We start from the raw sequence: 20,729 nt of genomic DNA, 5'->3' as shown, positions 1-20,729 counted from the left end.
CCGAGCAGCTATATTTAGTCACAGGACAGAATATATATTGTCCTATGACAAAATGGAAAGTATTAAACATGGAAATCAGTGCCAACACCGCGGCGGGAATCTTCGAGAGCATTCGTCGCGAGGCGCAGTCGGGGCGGCTGGTTGCCGGTCAGGCGCTCCCTCCGGTGCGTGAACTGGCCGGACAGCTCAATGTCAATCGCAACACTGTCGCTGCCGCCTACAGGAAGCTGGTCGCGGCCGGTATTGCCGAGACGCGGGGCCGCAACGGCACGGTGATGCGCGAGCCGGCATGCGCGGGGGAGCAGGAGGGACAGTCACCCGACGCGGTGCTGGCGGATCTGGCTGGCGGCAACCCGGACCCCTGCTGGCTGCCCGACCCACTGGCGGTGCTGTCCCGTAGTGGCTATCAGCCGACACTCTATGGGGAGCCGGTGTTCGACCCGGTGTTGGAGGCGCTGGCGCGTCGCTGGTTCGGGTCGGATTGCCGCGAGAACGACGGTCTGGTGCTGGCTCACGGCGCGGTGGATGCCATCGAACGCCTGCTTGTCGCCTATCTGGTGGCCGGCGACAAAGTGGCGGTGGAGGACCCCTGTTTTCTCGGTAGCCTCAATACCCTGCGCAGCGCCGGGTTGACGCCGGCGCCGGTGGCGATGGATGCGCAAGGCATGCGCCCGGAGGCGCTGGAGACAGTGCTGGCCGAGGGTGCTCAGGCGCTGCTGTGTACGCCGCGGGCGCACAACCCGACCGGTTGTGGCTTCGATGAACGGCGTGCGACCGAACTGCGCGGCGTGCTGGCCCGTTATCCGCATGTGCTGTTGATCGAGGATGACCACTTTGCGCTGCTGGCCCGAACGCCCTATTTCTCCATCGCGGCGGTCACCACCACGCGGCGGGCGCTGGTCCGCTCGGTTTCCAAGGGTCTCGGCCCGGACCTGCGGCTGGCCTTTATCGCCTGCGATGCGGGCACTGCCAGGCGGCTTGCCATGCGGCTGGCGCCGGGCACCTGCTGGGTCAGCCACCTGTTGCAGGCCGCAGTGCGCGAATTGCTCGGCGCGCAGAGCGTCATGGCGCACCTGCGTGCTGCCGGTGATGCCTACGCGGCGCGGCGCGGGGCGCTACTGTGGGCGCTGCATGGCGAAGGCATCGAGGCGCAGCAGCCCTGCGATGGCTTCAATGTCTGGGTACCGCTACCGCCGGGCAGCGACGCGACTGGCATCGTGCATGCCCTGGCACAACTGGGCTGGAGCGTACGCAGCGGCGAGCCCTTTGCGATTGCGTCGACCCGGTCCGCCCTGCGGATCACGGCGTCGACGCTCGAACCGGCGGATGCGGTGCGCTTCGCAGCGCAGTTGCGCGGCTGCCTGCAGCGGGCATGAGGCAGGTTGGCGTGCATCTGCTGGCCATGGCAGCGCAGGGCACCAAAAATGGGAACATGCCAGTCGATATTTCGCCTGAACTACGTGGCGACAGCCCCATGTCATGATTTCACTGCCATGATTGCGGCTGCCCATTTTTTTACCGGCCAGGGAGTGTCCATGGCCAATGCCCATGAACTCAAGGGGCTGATGAAATTCATCTCCCGCGACGGGTGTCCGATCTGCCTGCGCTACCGCATCGTCCGGCGGACGCGAGAAAAGGTAGCCGAGCGGTTCAGGTATCTCGACAATGAGAGCGCCGGGCGTTTGCGCCATGACGACCCCATGGCCGGCTACGACTTCGAGTGGATGTGGCGCGAAGCGAGGGTGCTCGATTTACGCCGCTGACGGGTAGCGCCATCCGGGGCCGAACTCGTCCGCTGTGTTAGACTGCTCTCGACCCGCTGATCAGGAATTTGCCCATGACCCTGACCGAAGAGGACATCGCCTACCTCAAGGCCCATCTTGGCGAGTGGCTGGCCGAGCAGAGTCTGGGCAAGCCGCCGGCTGTCTACGAGATTGAGCTGCGCGAGCGCATGGTACGTGTCGAGGAGGAACTCAGGCACCAGCGCGAACTGATGCGTGAAGGCTTTGCGCAGATGGACCGGCGCTTCGAAGAGCAGCGCCAGGACATGCTGGCGCGCTCCGAGCAGGTCGACAAACGCTTCGAGCAGGTCGACAAACGCTTCGAAGAGCAGCGCCAGGACATGCTGGCCCGCTTCGAACAGGTCGACAGGCGTTTCGATGAAATGACGCGTCGCCACGACCGCCATTTTCTGTGGCTGATCGGTTTTATTACTACCGTCGGTGGGCTGGTGATTGCAGCGGGGCAGTTTTTATAGGTCCTTCGCACTTCATGTGAAACTGGCCTGATCGAACAGGCCGCCCGCGGATGGCTTTACACCGTTCCTGGCAATTAATGTGCCAGCTCTCCTGATGGTGGGAACATCTCATTCGCGCCCTTCGCTGTGCGCTTTTATCGATGACAGCATGCGCCGACGCAGCAGGCCGCTGACGGGGCGAATCAACCACCAGTAAGGCGTGAACTGCCGCCGCGAGGCGCGATCCGGGCAGAAAACCCGCGTCTCGGTCGTCAACCGACGGGCTCCGTTTTCCGTCCCCGCCACCTGAAAACCGAGTACCAGCCTGGCGATGCCCTCTGACGGCAGCGCTCTGAATGCCTGTGCATCGGGCAGCGGTTGCAGCCCGTAATCCATCTGCCAGAATCGACCGGCCAGCGCATAGATCACGGCATGATCGGTACGCTCGAGCAGCGTAAAACGGTGTAGCCCAAATGGCGCGGGCGCCGGCTCGTGACGCTGCCACAGACGCATCGGCCCTTCGCGTAGTGCGATCATCGCACGCACAAGGGCATCGCTCTCCATGCGCCAGACCATCACGGCGTCGAGAATGGTCGCCGCATCCGCCGCCACGCGGCAGGAGTGTCGTTCACTGAACTGATAGACCGGCAGATAGTCATCGAGTGGTGACATTTTCTTCCTCAGGAAATGATGGCCGAAATCGTCCGCTTTTTGCCCCCCCCCGCCCTCGTGAGACGCTCGGGGGGAGTATACGCTGAAACCTCTCCTGCCACTCGAGATGTTCACCATGTCCGCTACCGCCCTGCTGCTGATCGACGTTCAGGCCTCTTTTCCGGCCCGCGACTACTGGGATGAAAACCTGGCGAGTTCATGGCGCCCCCGTCAGCGCCGCCTGCTCGATCTGGCCCGCGATACCGATGTGCCGGTGGTGCGTATCCTGCACGAGGCGCCGGGCAGCCATACTCCCTTCGACCCCGCCAACGGCCTGATTCGTCCGCTGGTGGGTTTCGAGGATGACGCCGCCGTCACCTTTCACAAGACTGCCCATAACGCTTTCAGCGATACCGGGCTGGAGCGCTGGCTGCGGCTCAACCACATCGAACGGCTGGCGATCAGCGGCATCCGTACCGAACAGTGCTGTGAAACTACCGCGCGGGTCGGCTCGGATCTGGGCTTCGCCATCGACTTCGTCAGCGAGGCGACGTTGACCTTTGCCATGACCCGCGCCGGGCGCACCTGGAGCGCCGAGGAGATCCGCGCTCGTACCGAGCTGGTGCTGGAAGACCGCTTCGCGCGCATCGTCACCATCGATACCCTGGCGCGAGAGTGGCACGCGGGGAGTGAGGCGGCTTGATCGAGAGTTCGACACGGGCGCCACAGCGGATCGGCGTGCTGATGCTGCCCGGTCAGGTGCCGCTGGACCTGGCCGGACCGCTGCAGGTGTTGACCAGCGCCGTGCAACTGGGCGCGCCGCTCGAACTGCGCTTTTTCGGCCCGCAGACAACGCTTGCCTGGCTGGGGCCCCTGAGCCTCTCCGGCATCGAGCCGCTGCCCGCAGCACCGCTGCCGCTCGAACTGCTGCTGGTGCCGGGGCAGTATCGCGCTCGAACCAACCTCGACGCTCAGCAGCAGGCTATCGCCTGGCTACAGCGCCAGGCGCCGGCCAGCCACACCCTGATGGCGGTCTGCTCCGGAGCGCTGTTGCTGGGCCAGGCGGGTCTGCTTGACGGACGACGCTGCACCACCCACCACGCTCTGCTCGATGAACTATGCGCCCTTGCACCGAACGCCCGGGTGCGCGGCGACTGTATCTTCGTCGAGGATGGCCACTATCTCACCAGCGCCGGCATCTCCACCGGTATCGATACCATGCTGCACTGGCTGGCGCGGACCCAGGGACAGCGCTTGGCCCAGCAGGTCGCGCGGGAGTTGGTGCTCTACTGGCGGCGCAGCGGTCTGGAGCCACAGTTGGGCATCTGGCTGGAGGGTCGTAATCACGTCGACGAGCGCATTCACCGCCTGCAGGATGCGCTTGCCGCCGACCCATCCCATCCCTGGACGCTGGCCAACATGGCACGCCGGGCAGCAATGAGCGAGCGTCAGCTGCGGCGACGCTTCACCGCCCTAACCGGGCTATCGCTGCCCGACTACCTGGCCCGCCTCAGGCTTCAGCTGGCGCGCCAGCTGATGCGCGAAAGCGACTGGCCGCTGGCGCGCATCGCCGAGCACTGCGGCCTTGGCGACGACCGCCAGCTCAGGCGGGTGTGGCAACGTTTCGAGCGCGGCACGCCAGCTGCCTGGCGGCGTTCGCGGGAGTGCCGGTGAGCACACTGCTGCGGCGACGCTCGACGAGCAGCGCTCGCCAGGCGATGTTGGGCGTATAGAGTTCGACGAGATAGTGTGCCATCAAGTACCTCCATTATTTGAGATTGCGCCGTGCGCGTTGACAGATGCGCCGGGTGGCGGGGCAGGGGTCGTGTTGTAACCATTGGATGCAGAGCTCATTCACCCAGTCGGGATGATCTTTGGCAGCATCGTTGAGCCAGTTGGCCACCGAGTCCTGCACGTATCGGGAAGGGTCGGCGCGCAGTGGAGAGAGGAGGGGCAACCCCCGCTCCGGGTGGCGCTTGAGTGCGTCGATATGGCGACACCAGACGCCGCGGGGGCGTAGCGCCTCGCTGGCGAAGCGGCGCAGCGATTCGCAGGGCGCCGTCGTCCAGACGGCCAACTGGTTGATGGCTGCCTCCAGCTCCTGCACCAACTGGGGACGCACCGCCAGCCAGGCCCATTCGCGCACGGCGAAGTGGGGATCTGCGGCCAGCGGCCGGATCGCCGCCAGCCGTGCCGCCAGGGTCAACTCAGTCTGCGCGCCGATCATGAAGCAGGCCCAGCCGCGTACCGTGTCCGCGCCGTGGCTGCGGCACTGTTCGATAGCGGCGGTACCTCTTTCGTCGAGCATAAGCGCGCCGATGGCGCTCATGCGCTTGAGGATACCGAGCTGGCAGGCGCTCTCGGCGGCCTTCAGCGCCGCCGGCGACAGTTCGGGGAAGGTGGCGCGCAGCAGCAGTGCCTGGTCGAGTGCCAGGCCCTCCGTCAGGGTGGCGCTCTCCAGCTCGCCGCGGGACAGGGCCTGCAACACTTCGGCGGGAATGTCGGCGGCGCGGGACGCGCCCTTGCGTGGCGGTTGGTGAGAGGTTGCGGCGGTCATGATGGGCGCCCGCCGGTATTGCGTGCCACCTTGCGCAACAAGGCCGCGAACTGGCGTTGTTCCTCCGGCGCGAGCGTGCCGAACAGGCCTGCGATCCAGCGGCCATGCGCCTCGAAGACCCGTTTCGCCACCTCGCTGCCCTCTGGCGTCAACCGGATGCGCTGGGCGCGGCGGTCGCCGGCCGCAGCATGACGCTCGATCAGCCTCGCGCGCTCCAGCCCATCGAGCAGCCCCGTCACCGTGGCGCGAGTGACGCCGGCGCGCTCGGCGAGTTCGTTGGGGGCCAGCCCGTCAGCGGTGGCGTCGAGCAGAAACAGCATGACGAAGCGCCCTTCGGAGAGACCATGAGGGGCCAGCAGGGCAGCGCAATCGCGGTCGATCGCGGCCGCCAGCGAGAGCGTCTGAAAACACAGGCGGATGTTCTCCACCTCAGCCTCCGTCATGCCCCGCTGCTGCGCCTCCTGAATCAGCGCCAGATATTTCTGTTCGAGTTGCATCGTCGCCGCCTTGTCGTGATGTCGCCATATAGTATGGCGGCTTACGATATGGTGCAACTGTGGTTTTTCAGGCCCACCGCGCCGACGACGAGGCCCAGCCCGGCGAGGGCGACTGCCATCGCGACGATGCCTGACCACCCCGCGAATGGGTAGAGCCAGGCAGCCAGCCACGACCCCAGCGCACCACCCAGAAAGTAGCAGGTCATGTAGCCGGCATTGAGGCGGTTGCGCGCCTGCGGGCGCAGCGCATAGATAGCGTTCTGGTTGCTGACGTGTACCAGCTGTACGGCCAGATCGAGCAGCAGCACGCCGGCCAGCAGTGCCACCAGAGAGGTCGGGGCGAAGCCCAGAGGCAGCCAGCACAGCAGTAGCACCGCAAGCCCCAGTCGTGTCGCGGCGATCCCCTTGCCACGGTCGGCCAGCCGCCCCGCGCCGTTGGCCGCCAGCGCGCCGGCGGCACCGGCCAGCCCGAACAGGCCGATTTGCGCATCCGCGTAGCCGTAGGGCGGTGCCGAGAGCAGAAAGGCCAGCGGTGTCCAGAACAGGCTGAACAGGGCAAACGAGATCATGCCCAGCAGGGCGCGCACGCGCAGCACCGGCTCATCGACAAATAGCCGTACTACCGAGGTCAGCAGCGCCGTATAGCGCATGCCGACATCCTCCCGATAACGGGGCAGGGCGCGTGCTAGCGCCAGCGTGCAGAGCACCATGGCGATGGCCGCCAGCGCATAGATCGCCCGCCACGTCAGCAGCGACGAGAGCCCACCTGCGACGCTGCGCGCCAGCAGGATCCCCAGCAGCAGTCCGCTCATGACGGCACCCACCGCGCGGCCGCGATGTTGCGGCGCTGCCAGGGTCGCGGCGAACGGGACCAGCACCTGGGCCACCGCCGAGCACACGCCGGTGAGGGCGGTGCCGACCAGCAGCAGGGGGAGTCCGGGGGCTGCCGCGCTGAGCGCCAGACCCGCGCTGGCCAGCAGCATGAGGATAATGATCAGCCGCTTGCGCTCGCACAGATCGGCGACGGGCACCAGCAACAGCAGCCCCGCGCCGTAGCTGAGCTGGGCCACGGTGATGAGACTCGCCGCCGCCGCCGAGGAGATATCGAGCTGTGTGGCAATGGTGGCCAGTAGTGGCTGCGCATAGTAATTGCTGGCGACGGCAAGGCCGGTGGCGGTGGCCATTAGCCCCAGCAGCGGTGTGGAGAGGCGGTAGGTCGCGTCTGTCGAGGAGACGGTTGTCATGGTGCAAGGCTCCGTGGATGTGGCCCAAGTGTCATGCTTGTCTATTCATATCGCCAATGTATTGTTGTCATTCGATTCATCTCGAAACGAGATACATGATGAACCTCAAACAGATCGAGTTCGCGCTGGCGGTGGCCGAGGAGCGCAGCTTTACAGGCGCCGCGCGCCGTTGCCATACGGTGCAGTCGGCGCTGAGCCATCAGGTGGCGCGGCTGGAAGAGGAACTGGGTACGCCTCTGTTCGCGCGCACCTCGCGGCGCGTGTGCCTGACATCGGCGGGTGAGGCCTTCGTACGTCAGGCCTATACGGCGCTGGAAGCGGTGCGCCGCATTCCGCAGGCGGTGGCCGCGGCGATCGGGGAGGTGCGCGGCCAGCTGTCGATCGGTGCCATCAGTGCCCCCGGCAGTGTCGATATCGTGGCACTGATCGCGGCCTTTCATGAGCGCCATCCGCAGGTCGAGGTGCATCTGCACCAGAGTGGCAGCGACGAACTGCTGGCATGGCTGCATCAGGACCGGCTGGACGTTGCGCTGGTGGGGCTGTGGCCGGGAGCGCGCATCGAGACCCTGCCGCACCTGCCGATAGCGCGTGAGCGGCTGGTGGCACTGCTGCCGGTAGGGCATCCGTTGGCGGGCTGCCGGCGGCTGACATTGGCGCAACTGGCCGCGCTGCCGCTGGTGGGCTACCCGCGTGGCAGCAGCGCACGCCTGCAGACCGACAAGGCCTTTGCCGCCGCCGATATCGACTACCGAATTCGCTTCGAGGTCAATCACCTGGCGTTGATCGTGCAGTTCGTCGCATCCGGGATGGCGGTCGGCCTGGTGCCTGAATCCATGGCGGATGCGCAGCCGGGGGTCGTGGCGATCGGCATAGAGGATGCCCCGGTGCGGGTGCTTCATGCGGTCTGGCCGAAGCTGGCGTCGCCCGCCGCCAGCGCCTTTGTGGCGCTGTTGCAGGCAGCGTCCAGGGGGCAGCCCGACGGTGAGCAGGGCGCATGATCATCGGCTTCGCAAACGACTGATACGGTGCCATGCTATGTCATATCCGAGACTTCTGGAGGTTTCTCATGGCCAACGGTTGGGCAAGAGACGGCGCGGTACAGGAGCAGATCGACGACACCGTGGAGGAGGGCGTGGCGCGGGCGCGCAGCCGGCTCGTCAGCGGCGAGAGCCTCGAGTTCTGCGAGGAGTGCGAGGCGCCGATTCCCGAGCGCCGCCGCGAGGCGCTGCCCGGCGTACGGCTGTGCGTGCAGTGTCAGCAAGAGGAGGACCGGCGTGCGGCGAAAGGCTCGGGCGTCAATCGCCGCGCCAGCAAGGACAGTCAACTGCGTTGAGGCGTTGAGTGGCGAGCGCTTTCCTCGCGGACTCGGCTTATCCCAGATGAGTCACCAGTTTGGTGGTGAGATAGGCTTCCAGCGCTTCGCTGCCCCCTTCGGAGCCGTAACCGGAATCCTTGATGCCGCCGAACGGCAGTTCGGGCAACGCGATGCCCAGGTGATTGATGGTCAGCATGCCGGCCTGCAGTCGGTCGCTGAGCGCCTGAGCGGTCTTCGAGGAGGCGGTGAAGGCGTAGGCGGCCAACCCGTAGGGCAGGCGGTTGGCCTCGTTCAGAGCGTCATCGAGTTCATCGAAGGGAATCAGCAGCGCCAGCGGCCCGAAGGGTTCCTCGTTCATGACTTTCATCGCCGGCGTCAATCCACTCAGTACGGTTGGCTCGAAGAAGTAACCCGGCCCCTCGATGCCCTTGCCGCCGAGCTCGAGGGTCGCGCCCTGACGGCAGGCATCTTCGATCAGTGCCTCCAGCGCCGGGCGGCGACGTTCGTTGGCCAGTGGCCCCATGGTGGTTGCGGGATCGAGCCCGTTGCCGACTCTGATCTCGCGGGCCTGAGCGACGAAGTGCTGGCGGAAGGTGTCGAACACGCTGCGTTGAATGAGAAAGCGGGTTGGTGACACACAGACCTGACCGGCGTTACGAAATTTCGATCCGGCGAGCAGACGAGCGGCCTGCTCGACATCGGCATCGTCGAAGACCAGTGCCGGTGCATGTCCGCCGAGCTCCATGGTGGCGAGTTTCATGTGCTCCCCGGCCAGCGCCGCCAACTGTTTACCGACGGCGGTAGAGCCGGTGAAGGTCACCTTGCGGATGGTGGGATGAGGAATCAGATATGCGGAGATCTCCGCCGGAATGCCGTAGACCAGACCGATGACACCGGCTGGCACGCCGGCATCGGCGAAAGCGCGAATCAACTCGGCGGGGGAGGCGGGAGTCTCTTCCGGCGCCTTGACGATAATCGAACAGCCGGTGGCCAGCGCCGAGGAGAGCTTGCGCACGACCTGGTTGATCGGGAAGTTCCACGGTGTGAAGGCGGCCACCGGGCCCACCGGTTGACGCACCACGCGCTGCTCGACGCCGGCGGCGCGGGACGGCACGATGCGTCCATAGGTACGCCGACCCTCTTCGGCCAGCCAGTCGATGGTATCGGCGGCCGCCAGGGTTTCGCCGCGCGCTTCGGCCAGCGGCTTGCCCTGTTCCAGAGTCATCAGACGGGCGATGTTGTCGGCACGCTCGCGCAGCAGTTCCGCCGCCCGGCGCATGATTTTATAGCGTTCGAACGCCGGGGTTGTGCGCCAGATATTAAAGCCGCGCTCGGTAGCTGCCAGCGCATCGTCGAGATCGGCGCACGTGGCGTGCGCCACTCGGCCGAGGATGTTGCCGGTCGCCGGCTCGATTACCTTGATATGGTGACCGTCGCGGCCATCGCGCCACTCACCGTCGATGAAAAGCCTGACGTCGGCATAGGAGGCCATTTCGCGGGACACTGTTTCGCGGGACATAGGAAGCTTCCTGTGGATGAACTGCTGCTATTATAACCTCCTGCGCCTGCGCCTGCGCCTGCGCCTGTTGTCGTGACTATCGTGCTTATCATGGTCGGTCATTGGTTAATGGCGCTCGATTGACGCGGAAACACAAAAAAACCGCCGGGAGCGGTTTTTGACGCCGCAGGCGGCCCGAAGGGTGCCCGCCAGGGATGGCAGGGCACAAAAAACCGCCGGGAGCGGTTTTTGACGCCGCAGGCGGCCCGAAGGGTGCCCGCCAGGGATGGCAGGGCACAAAAAATCACCGGGAGTGATTTTTGACGCCGCAGGCGGCCCGAAGGGTGCCCGCCAGGGATGGCAGGGCACAAAAAACCGCCGGGAGCGGTTTTTGACGCCGCAGGCGGCCCGAAGGGTGCCCGCCAGGGATGGCAGGGCACAAAAAAGCCCACCGCCGTTGGCGGTGGAGTAGATACGGCGAGGAATGACTGTTGATCAAGCCGTAGCGGCGAGCTTCCCTATTTCAGGCTGTTCGCGGTGATCGGCCTGCCACAGCTCGTAGGCCGACTGCAGCGCCATCCACTGCCTTGCGGTACTGATACCTGCACGTTCAAGACGCACTGCCAGATCGGGGCTGATGCCGGCGTGTTCATTGACGACCCGGGAGAGCTGGACGCGAGTCATACCGAGATGCCTGGCGGCTTCGCTGACACTCAGATCCAGCGCTTCGAGTACATCTTCGCGCAATATCTCACCAGGATGCGGCGGATTAAACATGGCCATGACTAAATTACCTCTCACAATTCATGATGTCGGCCAGATCGGCCCCTTTCGGGACTACCTTTACTTTTTCTTCCCGTGGTAGTCCTCATAATTGACAATATCCACGTCGCTGCCTGAAAACTTCCACGTCACTCGCTAATTTCCATTGACCCAAACTGACCAGATTCCTTTTCTTTTTCCTTCCAGTTCATGGAGTTTGTAGCTCGGAAAATCCATGTCGGGCGGTGCTTTTGCCTCATCCAGATTTGCCAATATGCGCCGAAGCTTCTTTATGTGGCTTTGCTGTACTCCCTTTGTCGTCCCCTTTTTGTATAAATCTTTCAACCCCTTGTGTTTGAAATTAACGATCATCCATTTCTACCTCTTGCGTTGTTATTTTTCCTTTATTGTATAGTGTAAAGTTACAGGTGTCAAAATAAGGGTTGGGCGCAAAAAACCGCCGGGAGTGATTGTTGACGCCGCAGGCGGCCCGAAGGGTGCTCGCCAGGGATGGCGAGGCACAAAAAAACCGCCGCAGTCGATCCCCGCGGGCGCGGGGCAGCCTCTCTATCAAAAGCAGGAGCGACACGCGCCGCCGGCCGAGGCGAATGGTGCTCACCTTCTTTTGCTTGTTTCGAACATAACCCCATCGCGCTATGCTGTGCCTCTTTTCAATAGACGCTCCGAGGCACGCAACGGATGACAACGAGTCGCTGGATCTGGTCGGTATGGGTGCTGGTGCTGCTGGGGGTGGTGCTGCCCTTCGGGCCGCTCTCCGGCGTGCAGGCCTGGTATGGCAGCTTTCTGCTGTGGACGCTGATGGGCGTGCTGGTCATCGTCGCCAATGTGCTGATCACTCGGCGCTTCGTCGATGCCGACGAGCGGGAGAGCGATCATGAGTGAGACGCTGATCTGGAGTGCGGTGGCGCTCTATCTGGTCGCGGCACTGGCGGTTGCCTGGGCTTCCCGCGCCGGGCGCGCCACCAGCATGACGGAGTTCTTTCTCGGCGGTCGGCGGGTGGGAGGCGTGGTGTCGGCGCTGAGCTACAGCGCGACCACCTACAGCGCCTTCATGATGGTCGGGTTGGCGGGGTTGACCTACGCCGGCGGGGTGGGCGCGCTGGGCTTCGAGATCATCTACTTCGCCGGGGTGTCGCTGGTAGCGGTGTTCGGCCCGCGCTTCTGGGCGGTGGGGCGCCACTACGGCTTTGTCTCGCCCGGCGAGATGCTGGGCAGGCGCTACGCGAGTCGGCCGGTGGCCGTCGCGGTAACGCTCGCCAGCTGCCTGTTTCTGATCCCCTACGCCTCGGTACAGCTGGCCGGGGTGGGCTATCTGCTCTCCGGTATGAGCGGTGGCGCCATCTCCTTCACCACCGGGGTACTGGTGGCGACCGTGCTGGCGCTGGTGTTCGTCGGGATCGCCGGTATTCGCTCGGTGATGTGGACCGACGCCCTGCAGGCGCTTTTCATGATCGTTGCCTCGACGCTGGTGGCGCTGCTGGTGGTGATTGAACTGGGCGGTTTCGGTGGGCTCTTCGCGCGGCTGGCCGCCGAGCATCCGCAGTCGCTTGCGGTGCCCGGCAGTGACACCTTCAGTCTGGTGACCTTTCTGTCGCTGACCATTCCCTGGTTCTTTTTCAGCCTCTCCAACCCTCAGGTGAGCCAGCGTCTGTTCATGCCCAAAAGCCTCGGTGCCATGCGCCGCATGCTGCTGGGCTTTCTGATATTCGGCTTTATCTACACCCTGGTGTCGGTGCTGTGGGGCTTCTCGGCGCTGGTCGCCTTTCCTGACCTGACCGCCGCTGATCGCGCCACGCCGACGCTTTTGGCCTCTGACTATGTACCGCCGCTGCTGGGGGTGATCGTAATGGTGGGCATTCTGGCGGCGGCGGTGTCGACCATCGACTCCATCATGCTGACGCTCGCCTCAATGGTGGCGCGCGACGTGCAGGGTGGCGGTGAGCGCAGCGAACAGCGCCAACTGGCCGCCGGCAAGTGGGTGATGCCGCTGATTGCACTGCTGGCGCTGGCCTTTGCCGAGCTGCGCCTCGATCTGATCGCGGTGCTGTCGGTGGCCTCGTCAGCCGGGCTGGTGGTGATCGTGCCGGCAATCGTCGGCGCTTTCTTCTGGCGCCGTGGCACGGCGGCCGGCGTGCTGGTCAGCGTGATCGGCGCCGGGGCGCTGGTGGTGTTGAGCTTTGTCAGCGGTTACCGGCCGCTGGGGCTGCCGGCGGGCATCTGGGGGCTGCCGCTGGCGGTGTTACTGTTCGTGGCGGTCAGCCTGGCGGGGCGCGCGCCCGCCGAGGCCGAAACCTTCATTCGCATCGCCGGCCGTCGCCCCGGGCGATAGGGATCAGGCCACCAGCCGGGTGCGCACCAGTCTTGCGATCAGCCAGGCGCGCAGGTGCTTAAGCTCTTCGGCGCAGAACTGATTGCCCATGTCGTGAGCGGTGTAGTCGACGTTGTAGCCAAGCCGGCCGAGCCGGTCGGCGTAGCGACGCACGCTGGCCTCTGCCATCAGGCGGTCGCGCCGGCCATGGTGCAGGGTGATCTGCAGATAGCGGTTGGCGCTGTGACATTCACCGAGCGGGCAGGAGAGCTCCGGCGACAGCAGCATCAGTCCGCCCAGCCCCTTGCGGTAGGCCAGTGCCGCGCGGGCGGCGATATCCGCCCCCTGACCGAAGCCGCCGACGATAATGCGCCCGGCATCGATGCCGGCTTCGAGCGCCTCACCGATCAGTGCCTGGACCTCGGCAACGGCGGCATCGATCTGCGCCGCGGCGATGCTGCCGACAGTCTCGCCGACACTGGCGTCGTACCAGGCGGCAGCGGCTTCGCCGCCGCGGCAGTCGAGCGGTCGAATCGGCGCGCCGGGCAGTACGAAGCGCACCTGACTACCCGGTGGCAGGGCCAGCGCGTGGATCAGCGGCTCGAAGCCGTAGCCGCTGCTGCCCTGGCCGTGCAGGAAGATAACGCAGGCGTCGGCGGCACCGGCAGGTTCAATGACCGAGGAGCGGGCAAGAGACATGGCAGTCGCCTCATGAGATGGACGAATACCCTCAGCATGACGCAGCGCCCAGGACTTTCCAGTACGCAATAGTGAAAATGCGCTCTTTGGTCTAGCGTTTTAAGCTGCTGGCGACGTTCGTGTTCGCCCGGTTATCCCTCTGCCGGCCTGGCACGTCTCATACTGTGGTCCCTCGCCGGTGGCACTACCGCGCCCGCCCGTCGCCCAGCCGTTTCAGCAGCCATTCGCGCAGTACCGGGAGCTGGTCGGGGATCAGGGTGTGCGCCATTGGCCAGCTGTGGTACTCGACGCTGTAGCCCAGTGCCTCCAGCCGCTCGGCGGCGCGCTGGCCGAGGCGCTCATCGACGATGGGGTCCTGGCTGCCGTGGTGAATAGCGATCGGCAGGCCGCGGTTGGCGTCGCTGAGGGTAATCGAGTCGGCGGTGGCGAAGTAGGTCGACAGTGCCAGTACTCCGGCCAGCGGTTCGGGACAGGAGAGCGCCGCCTCGTAGGCGACCGCGCCGCCCTGCGAGAAACCGGCGACGACGATCTGCTCGCTGTCGATGCCGGCGGCGATCTGCTCGTCGATCAGGCGCTGCACGTAGCGCGCCGAGTCCCTCAGTTGCGCCTCGTCGATCTCGCGGTCCAGGTCGGCACGCCTGATATCGTACCAGGCCGGCATGGTCATGCCGCCGTTGAGGGTTACCGGCAGTACCGGCGCGTGGGGGAGAATAAAGCGCACCCCCGATGCATCGGGCAGGTCGAGCGCCGGCACCAGCGGTTCGAAGTCGCTGCCGCCGGCGCCCAGGCCGTGCAGCATGATGACCACGGCGCTGGGCGTGCCGGCGGGTTCGATGACAATGGGTGGCTGATCGGTCATGGGGCGCCCCTGGCAATAACTGGTGGTATGGCCCGCCTTCGACCATGCTGGGGAGAACATAACCCCGAGGAGTGCAAAGATGAAACCCGAAACGCTCTGGACGCTGGTCGGCACCTCTACGGCGATCGTCACCGGCGTGGCGACCCGTCAGCTGCTCAAGCGCACCTCGCGCCGCCACCTGCTCGCCCCGCCGGTCAATCCCGACGAGCCCGGTGTGCGCTGGCGCGATGCACTGCTGTGGGGCGCTGCCTCGGGGGTGACGGTGGGCATGGCGCGTATTCTGGGCTGGAAGGCGGCCTCCAGCGGTATGCGCCGCGTGCGTCGTACGCGACGCGGGCAGCGGCTGCTGGCGCGCATCGAGGATTGATCGCGGCGTCGCGGGGAGAGGCCATACGGGCAATTTACAACTCACGGCGTTCGTGAAATGATATTGTATAACACTTTATCGATGACGCCTCTGCCATGCCTGTTTCTTCCCGCGATAACCCGCCTCCCGCCTCTTCCGATCTGCGCCTGAAGCGCTGCCGCCGTTCGCTGCTGACAGCGCCGGTGTGGTGGCGTCTGCTGCTGGCGCTGGCGGGTATCGCCCTGCTGTGGCTGGCGGTGGGCTGGGCGGTGGCAACCCCATGAGCCATCACCCTACCCGGTCCGTGCGGGGCAACAGCGCTCCGGCGCCCATCCGGCTGGATAACGTCACCCTCACCTATCAGCGCCACCCGGCGGTGCATCATCTCTCCGGCTGCTTCGAGCCGGGCAGCCTGACGGCCGTCATTGGCCCCAACGGTGCCGGCAAGTCGACCCTGATCAAGGCGCTGGCCGGCAGCATGGTGGTCGGCGAGGGCCATATCGATCGTGGCGGTCTGTCACCGCGCCACTACGGCTATCTGCCGCAGGCTGCCGAGGTGGACCGCAGCTTTCCGCTCAGCGTGTTCGACACCGTGGCGATGGGCGACTGGCACCGGCTGGGTCTGTTCGGCGGCATGAAAAAAGGCGACGTGGCGCGTGTACTGGCGGCGCTGGATGACGTGGGATTGGCCGGCTTCGAGCAGCGGCGTATCAGTGAACTCTCCGCCGGCCAGTTCCAGCGCGTGCTGTTTGCCCGCCTGATGCTGCAGGACGCGCCGGTGATCCTGCTCGATGAACCCTTCAACGCCATCGACGAACGTACCACCCAGGACCTGCTGCAACTGATTCAGCGCTGGCATGGCCAGGGGCGCACCCTGATTGCGGTGCTCCACGATCTGCGCCAGGTGCGCCGCCACTTTCCGCAGACGCTGCTGCTGGCGCGCGAGCCGATCGCCTGGGGAGAGACCGCGTGGGTGATCGACGATGACGCGCTGTCGCGCGCCAATATGATGACCGAGCACTGGCAGGAGAACGCCCCCTCCTGTGCCGCCCTGGCTGCACAGGAGCCGATTTGATGCTGGAGACGCTTTACACCTGGCTGCTGGCACCCTTTGTCGACTTCGGCTTCATGCGCCGCGCGCTGGTGGCCTGTCTGGCGCTGGGTCTGGGCGCCGGGCCGGTGGGCGTGCTGCTGATGCTGCGGCGCATGAGTCTGGTGGGCGACGCCATGAGCCACGCGGTGCTGCCGGGCGCGGCGGTCGGCTTTCTGGTCGCCGGCCTGTCGCTGCCGGCGATGGGGCTGGGCGGACTGGTGGTAGGGCTGGCGGTGGCGCTGCTGTCGGGGTTGGTCAGCCGTACCACCCTGGTGCGCGAGGACGCCAGCTTCGCCGGTTTCTATCTCACTTCGCTGGCGGCCGGCGTGCTGCTGGTGTCGCTCAGGGGTTCCAGTGTCGATCTGCTGCACGTGCTGTTCGGCACCATTCTGGCGATCGATCCGAGTGCGCTTTATCTGATCGCCGGCATCGCTTCGCTCACCCTGGTGCTGCTGGCGCTGATCTACCGGCCGCTGGTGATGGAGTGCTTCGACCCCGGCTATCTGCGCGCGGTGGGCGGTCGCGGTTATCTCTACCATGTGCTGTTTCTGCTGCTGGTGGTGCTCAATCTGGTGGCCGGTTTTCAGTCGCTGGGCACCCTGATGGCGGTGGGGCTGATGATGCTGCCGGCGATCGCCGCGCGCTTCTGGGCGGTCAGCCTGCCGGGCATGATGCTGACCGCCATGCTGGTCGCCTTCGTCGCCGGTCTGATCGGTCTGATCGTCTCCTTCCACCTGGGGGTGGCCTCGGGGCCGGCGATCGTGCTGTCGGCCAGCGGTATCTATCTGCTGTCGTTTCTGTTCGGTCGTTTGGGGGTGCTGCGCCAGCGGCGTCTGCGCCCTCATCTGGCCGGCTGAGCGGTGCGGTTTCTTTCAACCTTGAATAAGGAGAGTGGCGATGAACATCAAAGCATGGAGCCTGGGCGCGGTACTGGCGATGACGCCGCTGGCGGCGGCGGTGGCGCAGGCCGCCGAGGTGAAGGCGGTGGCCACCTTTACGGTGCTGGCCGATGTGGTGAAGGAGGTCGGCGGTGAGCGTGTCGAGGTGACCAGCCTGGTGGGTCCCAACGGCGACCCCCATGTTTTCGAACCCACGCCGCAGGATGTGCAGGCGCTGCGCAGCGCGGATATCGTGTTCATGAGCGGCCTGGGGCTGGAGGGCTGGATGGATCGCATGATCGCGGCCTCTGGCTACGACGGCGAGCCGGTAGTAGTCTCCGAGGGCATCGAGCCCCGCGAGATGGCGGGTGGCCATGACCACGACCATGGCAGTGAAGCTCAAGGCCATGATCACGGCGATGAAGGTCAGGCGCACGAGGGCCACGACCACGGCGGCGAGGGTCACGATCACGGCCATGGCGATGAAGGCCATGCGCACGAGGGTCACGACCACGGCGGCGATGAGGGCCACCATCACCATGATGGTGCCGATCCTCATGTCTGGAACGATCCGGTCAACGTCGAGGTGTGGGTCGACAATATCGTGGCGGCGCTGTCGCAGGTCGACCCTGCCGGCGCTGACACCTATCGCGCCAACGGCGAGGCCTATCGTGAAGAGCTTGAACAGGCCGATCAGTGGGCGCGCGGACAGGTCGACAGCGTGCCGGCGGACCAGCGCAAGGTGCTCACCTCCCATGACGCCTTTGGCTATCTCGGCGCGCGCTACGGCATCGAGTTTCTCGCGCCGCAGGGCATTACCACTGCCAGCGAGGCCTCGGCGCAGGATGTTGCGCGTATCATCGAGCAGATTCGCACCGATAACGTACACAGCTACTTTTTCGAAAATGCCACCAGCCCGCGGCTGGTCGAGCAGATCGCCAGTGCCACCGGTGTGCGTCCCGGCGGTACGCTCTATGCCGGCGCGCTCTCCGAGCCGGATGGCCCGGCGCCGACCTATCTGCAGATGTTTCACTACAACATCGAGCAGCTGGTCAGTGGCATGAAAGGCGACGACTGAAGATCGTCGCGTGCCCCGCCTGGTCCGCCGGGCGGGGTCTGAACTACTCTGCGGGTAGATGTTTCGTACAGGGGCAGCAGCCCGCGGAGTGCTCACCATGTTTGCCGATTTCACCCTTCATTACGCTCGCCTGCCGGCGCGCTTTTTCGAACCCTTCCGCCCCGACCCGGTGGCGGCTCCCGGGCTGATCGCCTTCAACGACGCGCTGGCCGAGGAGCTGGGCATCGACCGCAGCGGTCTGGATGATGAGCGGCTGGCTGCACTGCTGGCCGGCAATGAGCTGCCCGAGGGAGCCGAGCCGATTGCGCAGGCCTACGCCGGCCACCAGTTCGGCAATTTTGTGCCGCGTCTTGGCGATGGCCGCGCGGTGCTGCTGGGCGAGGTCACCGACCGCCACGGGCGGCTGCGTGACATTCAGCTCAAGGGCGCCGGGCGGACTCCCTTCTCGCGCGGTGGCGACGGTCGCGCCCCGCTGGGGCCGGTGCTGCGTGAATACCTCGTCAGCGAGGCGATGCACGCCCTTGGCGTGCCCACTACCCGCTCGCTGGCGGCGGTGACCAGCGGCGAGCGGATGATGCGCCGCACGCTGGAGCCGGGGGCAGTGCTGACCCGGGTGGCGGCCAGCCACATTCGCGTGGGCACCTTTCAATACTTCGGCGCTCGCCACGACGCCGAGGCGATCCGGCTGCTGGCCGATCACGTTATCGAGCGTCACTATCCCGAACTGCTGCCGGAAGCCGCCGAACGGCCCGAGGGCGAGCGCTATCTTGCGCTGCTCGAAGCGATACAGCGGCGTCAGGCGGCGCTGGTGGCGCGCTGGATGAGTCTGGGCTTCATTCATGGGGTGATGAATACCGACAACACCACGCTTTCCGGCGAGACCATCGACTACGGCCCCTGTGCCTTCATGGAGCGCTACGACCCGGCCACGGTGTTCAGCTCCATCGACGAGCGCGGCCGCTATGCCTATGGCAATCAGCCGACTCTCATTCAGTGGAACATGGCGCGGCTGGCGGAGACGCTGCTGCCGCTGATCGATGACTCCGAAGAGCGCGCCATCGAACGGGCCACCGAGGTGGTACAGGACTTCAGCGCGATCTACGCCGACGAGTGGCTGGTGTTGATGCGCGCCAAACTGGGGCTGACGGGCCCTGAAGAAGAGGGCGATCATGATCTCGTCGACGCCCTGCTGGCGGCGATGAAGGCCGGCCGCGCCGACTTTACGCTCACCTTTCGCCAGCTCGGTGAGGTGGCCCGCGACCGCGCGGCGGAGCGCGAGCTGCTCTCGCTGTTCGATGCCGGCAGCGGTATCGAGGCGTGGCTTGACGACTGGCGGGCGCGGCTGGCGCGTGAAGCGGGCGACAGTGAAACGATCGCGGCGGGCATGCAGGCCGTCAATCCGCTCTATATTGCGCGCAATCATCAGGTCGAGCGGGCGCTGTCGGCGGCCGTCGACGGTGACTTCGGCCCCTTCGAGACGCTGCGCGAAGTGCTTGCCCGGCCCTTCGAGGCGCAGCCCGGGCGCGAGGCCTGGACGCTTCCGGCAGCGCCGGATGAGAGGGTGTTTCGGACCTTCTGTGGGACCTAACCGCTCAGCACCACCTCGCGCCGCTTGCGGCTGCTCTCGATGGCGGCGTCGATGACGCGCATGACGTCGATCACCTGGGCCGGCGTAACCGCCAGCGCCTCGCCGTGACGCAGGTGAGCGGCGACGTTGGCGTAGAAGCAGCGGTAGTCGCCGGTTGCGTTTTCCACCGACTCGATAGTGCCGTCGCCGTGGGTCAGCGTGCCGCGCTCGCGGTCCAGGCCCCACTGCGGCTGACCGGGGTAGCCGCCGTCGCGCATGCTCTGCTCCTGGCTGTCGAGTCCGCTTTTGCGGTAGCTGGCACGGCGGCCGTCGACGGCGTAGCGCAGGGCATTACTGGCGCTCATCGCATGGCTTTCGAGCACTACCCGGTGGCGCGGGTAGTGCAGCACGACGTGAAAGAAGTCTACCGTGTCGCCGCCCGGGCGCAGCGCCGCCAGCTCGGCCCACACCGCCTGCGGCCGGCCGAACAGGACCAGCGTCTGATCCACCAGGTGTGAGCCGAGGTCGTACCAGCTGCCGCTGCCCGGACCGGGACGTTCGCGCCAGCGGTCCTGCACTTCGGGTCGGAAGCGGTCGTAGTGCATATGGCAGCGGCCGATCTCGCCCAGCGCATCGTCGGCGATCAGCCGCTTGAGGGTAAGAAAGTCGGCGTCCCAGCGGCGGTTGTGGAAGACGCTGAACATCAGCCCGCGTGATGCGGCGGCCGTGGCCAGCGCCCGTGCCTCATCGGCATCCAGAGTGGCGGGCTTGTCGACGATGACATGACACCCCGCGGCCAGCGCCCTGTGCGCCAGCGGCGCGTGGCTGTCGTTGGGGGTGGCGATCACCACCAGCGCGATATCGGCGTCACGCAGCGCCTCGTCGAGGGTCTGGAATACTCGCAACTGCGGGTGGTCGGCGTGTACCGCCTGTGGCCGGCTCGATACCACGGCGTGGAGTTCAAGGCCGGCGACGCTGTCGATCAGCGGGGCATGCATCAGCCGGCCGATCATGCCGTAGCCGACCAGCAGGACATTGATGGTATCAACCGGAGATGGGAAGGCCATGATTTTCCTCTCTTCTTCAGGCCGGGCAGCTTTCGATGCGGGTCGCGCCGCCC

25 protein-coding genes are annotated in these 20,729 nt (G+C 65.7%); 15 read left to right on the top strand and 10 right to left on the bottom strand.

Annotation, left to right across the window (positions count from 1 at the left end; all coding sequences use genetic code 11):
* Window positions 1–68: 68 nt before the first annotated feature.
* From ptsJ to H146_RS0113670, 3 genes are all read left to right on the top strand, one after another.
* Window positions 69–1,376 carry a MocR-like B6 salvage transcription factor PtsJ gene (gene ptsJ, locus H146_RS0113680; RefSeq protein ID WP_019952449.1) on the top strand — a complete coding sequence of 436 codons (1,308 nt, stop codon included), beginning with the start codon at window positions 69–71 and terminating at the stop codon, window positions 1,374–1,376.
* 159 nt (window positions 1,377–1,535) lie between these two features.
* Window positions 1,536–1,763, top strand: coding sequence for a hypothetical protein (locus H146_RS0113675; protein WP_156826824.1), 228 nt, complete (start codon window positions 1,536–1,538; stop codon window positions 1,761–1,763).
* Between the two features lie 74 nt (window positions 1,764–1,837).
* Window positions 1,838–2,257: a hypothetical protein gene (locus H146_RS0113670; protein WP_019952447.1), complete on the top strand. Its 420-nt coding sequence runs from the start codon at window positions 1,838–1,840 to the stop codon at window positions 2,255–2,257.
* A gap of 108 nt (window positions 2,258–2,365) precedes the next feature.
* Here the strand turns inward: H146_RS0113670 and H146_RS22185 are convergent, their stop codons facing one another.
* Window positions 2,366–2,908, bottom strand: a complete 543-nt coding sequence (locus H146_RS22185; RefSeq protein WP_019952446.1) for a hypothetical protein — start codon at window positions 2,906–2,908, stop codon at window positions 2,366–2,368.
* Window positions 2,909–3,023: 115 nt separating this feature from the next.
* On the opposite strand from H146_RS22185, the gene H146_RS0113660 reads away from it, so the two are divergent.
* Window positions 3,024–3,590, top strand: coding sequence for an isochorismatase family protein (locus H146_RS0113660; RefSeq protein WP_033195741.1), 567 nt, complete (start codon window positions 3,024–3,026; stop codon window positions 3,588–3,590).
* On the top strand, window positions 3,587–4,561 hold the full coding sequence (locus H146_RS0113655) for a GlxA family transcriptional regulator (RefSeq protein WP_019952444.1): 975 nt from the start codon (window positions 3,587–3,589) through the stop codon (window positions 4,559–4,561). The genes H146_RS0113660 and H146_RS0113655 overlap by 4 nt, the downstream gene beginning before the upstream one ends.
* A gap of 94 nt (window positions 4,562–4,655) precedes the next feature.
* Here the strand turns inward: H146_RS0113655 and H146_RS0113650 are convergent, their stop codons facing one another.
* Genes H146_RS0113650 through H146_RS0113640 form a run of 3 tightly spaced genes read right to left on the bottom strand, consistent with a single transcriptional unit; the run spans window position 4,656 to window position 7,185 of the window.
* Window positions 4,656–5,444, bottom strand: a complete 789-nt coding sequence (locus tag H146_RS0113650; protein WP_019952443.1) for a hypothetical protein — start codon at window positions 5,442–5,444, stop codon at window positions 4,656–4,658.
* Window positions 5,441–5,941, bottom strand: coding sequence for a MarR family winged helix-turn-helix transcriptional regulator (locus H146_RS0113645; protein WP_019952442.1), 501 nt, complete (start codon window positions 5,939–5,941; stop codon window positions 5,441–5,443). Before H146_RS0113645 ends, H146_RS0113650 begins: the two co-directional genes overlap by 4 nt.
* Before the next feature lie 41 nt (window positions 5,942–5,982).
* Entirely contained in the window at window positions 5,983–7,185 is a 1,203-nt protein-coding gene (locus H146_RS0113640) for an MFS transporter (RefSeq protein WP_019952441.1), read from the bottom strand.
* Window positions 7,186–7,280: 95 nt separating this feature from the next.
* Here H146_RS0113640 and H146_RS0113635 point away from each other — a divergent pair, with 95 nt between their 5' ends.
* On the top strand, window positions 7,281–8,183 hold the full coding sequence (locus tag H146_RS0113635) for a LysR family transcriptional regulator (RefSeq protein ID WP_245558747.1): 903 nt from the start codon (window positions 7,281–7,283) through the stop codon (window positions 8,181–8,183).
* Window positions 8,184–8,251: 68 nt separating this feature from the next.
* On the top strand, window positions 8,252–8,518 hold the full coding sequence (locus H146_RS0113630) for a DksA/TraR family C4-type zinc finger protein (RefSeq protein ID WP_019952439.1): 267 nt from the start codon (window positions 8,252–8,254) through the stop codon (window positions 8,516–8,518).
* A gap of 37 nt (window positions 8,519–8,555) precedes the next feature.
* Here the strand turns inward: H146_RS0113630 and H146_RS0113625 are convergent, their stop codons facing one another.
* The 3 genes from H146_RS0113625 to H146_RS20790 all read right to left on the bottom strand — a co-directional run bounded on the left by H146_RS0113625 (window position 8,556) and on the right by H146_RS20790 (window position 11,132).
* Window positions 8,556–10,019, bottom strand: coding sequence for an NAD-dependent succinate-semialdehyde dehydrogenase (locus tag H146_RS0113625; RefSeq protein ID WP_019952438.1), 1,464 nt, complete (start codon window positions 10,017–10,019; stop codon window positions 8,556–8,558).
* 474 nt (window positions 10,020–10,493) lie between these two features.
* The gene (locus H146_RS0113620) at window positions 10,494–10,775 is read right to left on the bottom strand and encodes a HigA family addiction module antitoxin (protein WP_281169623.1); all 282 of its coding nucleotides are present in this window, start codon (window positions 10,773–10,775) and stop codon (window positions 10,494–10,496) included.
* 141 nt (window positions 10,776–10,916) lie between these two features.
* The gene (locus H146_RS20790; protein ID WP_245558744.1) at window positions 10,917–11,132 is read right to left on the bottom strand and encodes a type II toxin-antitoxin system RelE/ParE family toxin; all 216 of its coding nucleotides are present in this window, start codon (window positions 11,130–11,132) and stop codon (window positions 10,917–10,919) included.
* A 327-nt stretch (window positions 11,133–11,459) separates the two neighbouring features.
* On the opposite strand from H146_RS20790, the gene H146_RS0113615 reads away from it, so the two are divergent.
* Both H146_RS0113615 and H146_RS0113610 read left to right on the top strand, forming a co-directional pair.
* Window positions 11,460–11,663, top strand: coding sequence for a hypothetical protein (locus tag H146_RS0113615; protein ID WP_019952436.1), 204 nt, complete (start codon window positions 11,460–11,462; stop codon window positions 11,661–11,663).
* Complete coding sequence (locus tag H146_RS0113610) at window positions 11,656–13,110, top strand: sodium:solute symporter family protein (protein WP_019952435.1); 1,455 nt, start codon at window positions 11,656–11,658, stop codon at window positions 13,108–13,110. Before H146_RS0113615 ends, H146_RS0113610 begins: the two co-directional genes overlap by 8 nt.
* A 3-nt stretch (window positions 13,111–13,113) precedes the next feature.
* Here H146_RS0113610 and H146_RS0113605 read toward each other — a convergent pair whose 3' ends face one another.
* Entirely contained in the window at window positions 13,114–13,788 is a 675-nt protein-coding gene (locus tag H146_RS0113605; RefSeq protein ID WP_019952434.1) for an alpha/beta hydrolase, read from the bottom strand.
* Between the two features lie 184 nt (window positions 13,789–13,972).
* Window positions 13,973–14,647, bottom strand: coding sequence for an alpha/beta hydrolase (locus H146_RS0113600; RefSeq protein WP_019952433.1), 675 nt, complete (start codon window positions 14,645–14,647; stop codon window positions 13,973–13,975).
* Between the two features lie 79 nt (window positions 14,648–14,726).
* On the opposite strand from H146_RS0113600, the gene H146_RS19420 reads away from it, so the two are divergent.
* The 6 genes from H146_RS19420 (at window position 14,727) to H146_RS0113570 (ending at window position 19,630) form a co-directional block, all read left to right on the top strand.
* The gene (locus H146_RS19420) at window positions 14,727–15,014 is read left to right on the top strand and encodes a DUF4235 domain-containing protein (protein WP_019952432.1); all 288 of its coding nucleotides are present in this window, start codon (window positions 14,727–14,729) and stop codon (window positions 15,012–15,014) included.
* Window positions 15,015–15,109: 95 nt separating this feature from the next.
* Entirely contained in the window at window positions 15,110–15,277 is a 168-nt protein-coding gene (locus H146_RS21470) for a hypothetical protein (RefSeq protein WP_019952431.1), read from the top strand.
* Window positions 15,274–16,068, top strand: a complete 795-nt coding sequence (locus tag H146_RS0113585; protein WP_026351988.1) for a metal ABC transporter ATP-binding protein — start codon at window positions 15,274–15,276, stop codon at window positions 16,066–16,068. Before H146_RS21470 ends, H146_RS0113585 begins: the two co-directional genes overlap by 4 nt.
* Window positions 16,068–16,943 (top strand): metal ABC transporter permease, encoded by an 876-nt coding sequence (locus H146_RS0113580; RefSeq protein WP_019952429.1) that lies wholly within the window; start codon window positions 16,068–16,070, stop codon window positions 16,941–16,943. The genes H146_RS0113585 and H146_RS0113580 overlap by 1 nt, the downstream gene beginning before the upstream one ends.
* A gap of 40 nt (window positions 16,944–16,983) precedes the next feature.
* Window positions 16,984–18,042 carry a metal ABC transporter substrate-binding protein gene (locus H146_RS0113575; protein ID WP_019952428.1) on the top strand — a complete coding sequence of 353 codons (1,059 nt, stop codon included), beginning with the start codon at window positions 16,984–16,986 and terminating at the stop codon, window positions 18,040–18,042.
* Window positions 18,043–18,139: 97 nt separating this feature from the next.
* Window positions 18,140–19,630, top strand: coding sequence for a protein adenylyltransferase SelO (locus H146_RS0113570; protein WP_019952427.1), 1,491 nt, complete (start codon window positions 18,140–18,142; stop codon window positions 19,628–19,630).
* On the opposite strand, the gene H146_RS0113565 is transcribed toward H146_RS0113570, so the two are convergent.
* Window positions 19,627–20,676: an oxidoreductase gene (locus H146_RS0113565; protein ID WP_019952426.1), complete on the bottom strand. Its 1,050-nt coding sequence runs from the start codon at window positions 20,674–20,676 to the stop codon at window positions 19,627–19,629. The two genes, H146_RS0113570 and H146_RS0113565, sit on opposite strands and share 4 nt — an antisense overlap.
* Between the last annotated feature and the right edge of the window lie 53 nt (window positions 20,677–20,729).

Source organism: Kushneria aurantia DSM 21353 (genome assembly GCF_000382245.1).
In the GTDB taxonomy this organism is placed as follows: domain Bacteria; phylum Pseudomonadota; class Gammaproteobacteria; order Pseudomonadales; family Halomonadaceae; genus Kushneria; species Kushneria aurantia.
The sequence above is the reverse complement of the archived record's forward strand: the minus strand, read 5'-3'. Positions and strand labels throughout refer to the sequence as shown.